At 31.2% G+C, this 6,354-nt stretch carries 8 protein-coding genes; 6 read left to right on the top strand and 2 right to left on the bottom strand.

Translation table 11 applies throughout. The features are described from left to right. On the bottom strand, positions 1–1,500 hold a 1,500-nt coding region (locus N4A42_RS11960), incomplete at its 3' end, for a cytochrome c biogenesis protein ResB (RefSeq protein WP_294074295.1). A 104-nt stretch (positions 1,501–1,604) separates the two neighbouring features. Continuing rightward, on the bottom strand, positions 1,605–1,994 hold the full coding sequence (locus N4A42_RS11955) for a group III truncated hemoglobin (RefSeq protein ID WP_294074293.1): 390 nt from the start codon (positions 1,992–1,994) through the stop codon (positions 1,605–1,607). 45 nt (positions 1,995–2,039) lie between these two features. Here N4A42_RS11955 and N4A42_RS11950 point away from each other — a divergent pair, with 45 nt between their 5' ends. From N4A42_RS11950 to N4A42_RS11925, 6 genes are read left to right on the top strand one after another with little or no spacing between them, the layout of a single operon-like run. After that, entirely contained in the window at positions 2,040–2,846 is an 807-nt protein-coding gene (locus tag N4A42_RS11950) for a Rossmann-like and DUF2520 domain-containing protein (RefSeq protein ID WP_294074291.1), read from the top strand. 30 nt (positions 2,847–2,876) lie between these two features. Beyond that, positions 2,877–3,416: an HAD family hydrolase gene (locus N4A42_RS11945; protein WP_294074290.1), complete on the top strand. Its 540-nt coding sequence runs from the start codon at positions 2,877–2,879 to the stop codon at positions 3,414–3,416. A gap of 6 nt (positions 3,417–3,422) precedes the next feature. After that, the gene (locus N4A42_RS11940; RefSeq protein ID WP_294074288.1) at positions 3,423–3,737 is read left to right on the top strand and encodes a hypothetical protein; all 315 of its coding nucleotides are present in this window, start codon (positions 3,423–3,425) and stop codon (positions 3,735–3,737) included. 9 nt (positions 3,738–3,746) lie between these two features. After that, entirely contained in the window at positions 3,747–4,676 is a 930-nt protein-coding gene (locus tag N4A42_RS11935) for a geranylgeranylglycerol-phosphate geranylgeranyltransferase (protein WP_294074286.1), read from the top strand. 2 nt (positions 4,677–4,678) lie between these two features. Next, positions 4,679–5,269 carry a Maf-like protein gene (locus N4A42_RS11930; RefSeq protein ID WP_294074284.1) on the top strand — a complete coding sequence of 197 codons (591 nt, stop codon included), beginning with the start codon at positions 4,679–4,681 and terminating at the stop codon, positions 5,267–5,269. A gap of 32 nt (positions 5,270–5,301) precedes the next feature. Beyond that, positions 5,302–6,240 (top strand): septum formation inhibitor Maf, encoded by a 939-nt coding sequence (locus N4A42_RS11925; protein ID WP_294074282.1) that lies wholly within the window; start codon positions 5,302–5,304, stop codon positions 6,238–6,240. Positions 6,241–6,354: the final 114 nt, after the last annotated feature.

The following is a 6,354-nucleotide window of genomic DNA, read 5'->3' as shown; positions in this document are numbered from 1 at the left end:
ATGACCATCATCTTGCGAATGTGCCTGACCGAAACCAGAAAAACTTAATAACAACACCACCATTGTCATTAATTTAGCTTTCTTCTCTTTAAGCTTATTCAGTCGTTTTCTTATAGTATCGAAACGCGTATGATTTACAAATAGAATAGCTAATAACCCAAAATATAAAAGAATATAACCTGCGTAAGTAAAGTAAGTTCCCCAACGATCATTGTTTACAGAGAGTACAGTTCCTTTTTCATCTGGATCGAAACTCGCCTGAAAAAAACGATACCCTCTATGATTAAGAATGTGATTCATATAAATATGATAATCAAAATCACCATGTTCCTTATCTATAACTGTAACTTTACTCTCGTAAGAAGAATACGCTTTTTCTGTACCAGGATATTTTTCAGCAATAAAATCGTTTAGCTTAACTTCAAATGGTAATTGTTCCATTCTAGAACCAAAACGTAAAGCAATATCTAATCCACCTACATTAATTTCTTCTAATCTATTAAAAGTACCTGGTCCACCTAATAAGTTAATTGTTTTTGTTTCACCATTTGCTGTAACATCTAAAACAGCACCACTTTCATCACCCCTTAAAAACACTGGTTTCTTAACAATATCAAACACACCTTTTATAACAGGCTTTGGAAACACCAATTGCATATTACCAATAATATAGCGCGATCGTAAAATTAAAGGCTGCAAACTATCTTTTACTAATCTACCTGTTGCCATGGTTGCCATGGTTAAATATTCTCCTTCAAAAGGAGATTTTATAAAAATACCTTCTTCGTTATTTATAATATTTATGGCGCCTTGCTGTTCTTTGTTTAAAGATATAAGTACATTATGCATGTTAGCGACCTCGCCTTCTTTTAAGAAGTGATTATGAGAACCTCCACTACTCGCTTCTACAATTTTTAGATAATTTTCTCCATTCTCATTTGGTGAGATATCTTCTTCTGCACCTTTAATGAATTTTTTAAGCTTAAAATTCACTTCAGTACCACCATAATCATAAGTCTTATCAAAGTCATTATCTAAACGAGGTGAAAAATCAACCTCTTCCATGATGTTTCTTTGCTGTAATTGTCCGTTTATTGCAAAATCACCAAGAATTCTACCACTTATGTAAGTTTTTTGTGAACGAAATTGACTTTCTGTAGCTCCTTCTCTTATAGCCATCATACCTTCGTAGCCAATATATCTTGTCACAAAAGCCCCTAAAAAGATAAAAATAAAAGACAAGTGCAATAATAGTGTAGCCCATTTTTCTTTTTTATGTAGCTTATACCTAACAATATTTCCTATAAAATTAATTACAAAAAATACCATTATAGTCTCAAACCACCAGGCATTATAAATTAAAGTTCTTGTATATGGAGTTGGAGAGGTCTCCATGTTTCTATCTAACAAGGTTCCTGCTGCCATAGCTACAGCAAAAACAATAAATAAAACAGCAGTAAGCTTTGTGGAAAATAGAAAATTAGCGATTTTTTTTTGCATAGCTATTAAGGCTTAATTTTAAGCGTGGCAAAGATAACGCTTTTTAGGCATTTAAAGGTTCTAAATTAAGTATGGAAAAGCGTTAAAATTTACCAAAAAAGACGTTAAGTGTTTCTAGCTTCAAAAATCTTTAAAAATAGAAATGTACTCATTTTTCGGGCACGTCGCTTGGCATTTTCGGCAAAATCACCTTCAAAGAGTTCGTCTATAGTTTGTAACCACAGGTTTAACCACAAACCAAAATGCTTTTCTGTAATACTATTATTGTGTACTGTATCAACTTTTATATGAGCTTCTAAAGGATTACCGTAATACTTGGTTTTCAGGAATAAACTTGACTCCCAAAACATGGTTAAAAGCTCTAAATGCGCATCCCAATCTTTAATAGTTTCGTTGAAAAATAGCCCTAAAATTTCATCCTTTCTCACTTTTTCGTAAAATGTAGAAACTAATAAAAATACATCTTCCCTCGTCTTTATATCCATTTTCTTCATATTTCAAAGTTATTCTTTTAATCTAAATCTTACTATTTTTACAGCATGAAATCTGTAATACTTCTTGGTGCTGGCAATGTTGCCACTCATCTCTATAAAGCTTTTAAAAAAGCAGAAAACATTACCATTAAACAATGGTATAATCGTACCTATAGCGACATTTCTTCGTACTCTAATGATGTTGAAACTATAGATGATCTGTCAAAACTAAAGAACGCTGATATCTATATTATGGCTGTTAGTGACGATAGTATCGCTAAATTATCAAAAGATTTACCTTTTGAAAACAGACTTGTAGCACACACTTCTGGCAGTGTTTCTATACACGATTTAGATAAAAAAAATCAACGTGCTGTTTTTTATCCGTTACAGACATTTTCTAAAAATGCTGATGTGGATTTTAGCGAAATACCAATTTGTGTAGAGGTTACAGAAAAAACAAACCTTCAGTTTATGAAAGATTTAGCAAACACATTAGGCTGTACACCTCATAAAATTACAACAGAGCAACGCCAAACCTTACACCTTTCAGCTGTTTTTGTGAATAATTTCACCAATCAATTATACCGAATTGCACACGAAATAAGCGATGCTAAAAACATAAATTTTGACATCTTGAAACCATTAATTATGGAAACAGCTAGAAAGGTACAAGATATGTCACCTTATATGGCGCAAACAGGACCTGCAAAACGAAATGACAAAAAAACAATTAAGCGTCATTTAAAACAAATAGAATCTGAAGAACACAAGGCTATTTACGAGTTTTTAACAGCATCGATTAAGAAAACTCATGGTGTTTCTACTATATATAAAAATCATAGAAAAACTAAAAACAAAACTGGTCACTGAATATAATTGAAGTGACTTAAACATAAAAAAATGGACGAAAATCAAGACAAAAGTTATAAAGAATACCTAGCACAAATTTCTACCTTTATTTTTGATGTAGATGGTGTACTTACCGACGGAACAATTACAGTTACCACTAAAGGTGAAATGTTACGTAGAATGAACATTAAAGATGGCTTTGCTTTAAAAACAGCTGTAGATGCTGGTTTTAATGTTTGCATTATTTCTGGCGGCTCTAACGAAGGTGTACGTAAACGTTTAGAAGGTTTAGGCATTAAAGATATTTACTTAGGTGCGCACAATAAAATAGAACAACTCAACGATTATTTAGAGAAGTATAAACTCTCTAAATCTGAAGTATTGTACATGGGAGACGATATACCAGATTATCCAGTAATGAAACTGGTTGAATTACCTTGTTGTCCGCAAGATGCTGCTATAGAAATAAAAGCTGTTTCAAAATATATTTCTCATAAAAATGGTGGTAAAGGTGCTGTACGCGATGTTATTGAGCAAGTACTTAAAGTACATAATAAGTGGAACGGGAATTTTGATGCTAAGTATGATTAAATAAGAATGGCACGTAGAAGCAGAAGACATAGTACAGGCTTTGGTTATATAGGTTTTGGTAATAGCCAATCTACTTTTAACCAAAAAACAAGTACTCCCTTTTCTGTTTATAAAGAAAAACTAGATCTTGAAGCACATCTCCATTATCAAATGGATTTTTTACATAAAGACCTTAGTAAAGCCGACAAACAAAAAATAAAAGATAAAATACGAAAACAAGAACGTAAATTATTTATTAGAACTGTAATTATAAGTCTTATCGTTTTTACATTTGTAGCTTACACAATCTATTATCTAATCAATCAAATACTTTCGCGTTAAAAATCTCAAATGATTCACTTTTTAAATCTAATTCGCTGGAAAAATCTAATTATGATTGCACTTGTGCAAATCTTAATTAAATATGCGCTACTACTTCCTTTTTTTGAAAGTCACGGAGTTATTACCGCATTAAGTCCTTTTTCATTTTCATTATTGGTTATTGCAACCCTATGTATTGCAGCTGGAGGCTATGTAATCAATGATATTTACGATATAGAAACCGATAAAGTCAATAAACCTGAGTGTGTTATTGTTAACAAATATATTTCTGAAAAAGCAGCACTAAATCTTTTTATTATTCTAAATATTATAGGTGTAGGCTTAGGGTATTACTTAGCTAATGGCATAGACAAGTCAGGTTATTTTCCTTTGTTTTTCATAGCGTCTTCGCTACTTTACATTTACGCTTCCTATTTTAAACAATTGGTTTTAATAGGCAATATTGTTGTGTCTCTTGTTGTGGCATTAAGCTTATTACTAGTAGGTATTTTTGAATTATTACCAGTTATTACAGAAACAAATAAAAATGCTCAAATAGAATTTTTTAAAATTATTATTGATTATGCCATTTTTGCTTTTATGATTAACCTTATTAGAGAACTGGTAAAAGATATTGAAGACATTGATGGAGATTATAAAGCAGGCATGCAAACACTACCGATTATTTTAGGAAGAGAACGTGCTAATAAAATCGCTTTTGTCCTATCTCTTATCCCTTTATTTTCTGTAGTATACTATGTCATTACCAGTTTATTTAAACAACAATTTATTGTTGGCTACTTTTTAATCTTTGTAATTGCACCTTTAATTTATGTAAGTATTAAATTATTTAGTGCAGAACAAAAATCACATTATAAACATATTAGCTTAATACTAAAACTTATTATGCTTACAGGAATGCTTTCAATGCTACTGTATCAATTTATTTCATTTAACTAATTATGTTGAAAGAAAAACTCAAAGATTTCAATATTATACTAGCTTCAGCCTCACCAAGGCGTCATGCGTTTTTAAAATCTATGAATATAGATTTTGAAGTACGCCTTCAACCTGTAGAAGAAATTTATCCAGATGATTTAAAAGGCATTGAAATAACAGACTACTTGGCAAAACTTAAAGCAGAAGCATTTACAAAAGAGCTTCAAGAAAACGACATTTTAATTACCAGTGATACCATTGTATGGTTAGAAGGAAAAGCAATTGAAAAACCAAAAGATGAGAATGATGCATTTAGAATGATTAAATCTCTAAGCAATAAAACACACCAGGTAATGACTTCGGTTTGTATTACACAAAAGTCTAATCAAAAAATAGTAAATACCATTACCAAAGTTACGTTTAAAGCACTAAGCGATGAAGAGATTTGGTACTATGTAAACACATACCAACCTTTAGATAAAGCTGGTGCTTATGGCATACAAGAATGGATTGGAGCCATAGGCATTACTAAAATTGAGGGTTCTTATAATAACGTTGTTGGCCTCCCAACACATTTGCTTTACGAAACGTTAATTAACATCGTTAACAAGTAATTACTTCGTATTTTTATATCAAAATATAAAAGATGAATAAATCCATTAAAGCACTCATCGTTTTTTTGTGTTTTATATGTATGCTTATCATTACAATGTCTTGTAAAGACAAGAAACCTAAAATTAACGAAGAACTAGCTATAACAAAAAAGGAAGAACCTGTAAAACCCAAAACCGTTTTATCTAAAGCATTTAAAGATTATTGGTACTCAGGTGAAGCAGAAATAACCTCTTACAAATTAGAGCAGGCACGCTATGGTGAAATGCGAGATGGCAATGCTGTATTAGTATTTGTTACTGAGGATTTCTTACCAGATATTCAAGTAAAAGCAGATAATTATAGCGATACAAATATTCCTGTTTTAAAACTCAATGCTACCAAAAATTTTAATACAGGTATTTATCCGTATTCTATAATGCAAAGCACATTTTATCCTGTTGCTAACAATACACATGCTGTAAAAGTTTCTGCTTCTATACAAGAATGGTGCGGACAGGTATACACACAACTCAACAATAGAGCTGATTTTGAAGTAATGTCTCACTCTTACTTTCAAAGTGAAGCTGATCAAAATTTTACTCTAGAAAAAACCTGGACAGAAAACGAATTATGGACTAAACTTAGAATCAATCCAAAAAGCTTACCTACTGGTGAATTAAATATTATTCCGTCTTTAGAATACACAAGACTAAAACATAAAACTATAAAAGCTTATAAAGCTTTTGCCAACCTAAACTCTGGTGTTTACACTCTAACGTATTCTGATTTAAATAGAAGTTTAAAAATTAATTTCGATACTAAATTCCCTTATCAAATCTTAGGTTGGGAAGAAACAATGGTTAGTGGGTTTGGTGCTTCTGCTACAACTTTAACTACAAAAGCCACAAAGCTAGAGTCTATTAAATCTGCCTATTGGAATAAAAATAATAATACTGACAAAAATTTAAGAGCTGTTTTAAAATTGCAGTAATTATGTAAATTGCGGTAGCTTTCAAGTATAAGAAACTGTATCAAAAAGAACTTACGCCTAAATTCTCGGTTCATTTTTTTATTCTAAAAAACCTCTCAAACTAACTTATATTTT

Source organism: Winogradskyella sp. (genome assembly GCF_025210595.1).
In the GTDB taxonomy this organism is placed as follows: Bacteria; Bacteroidota; Bacteroidia; order Flavobacteriales; family Flavobacteriaceae; genus Winogradskyella.
Note: the sequence above shows the minus strand (reverse complement) of the source record. Positions and strands in the feature narration are given on the sequence as shown.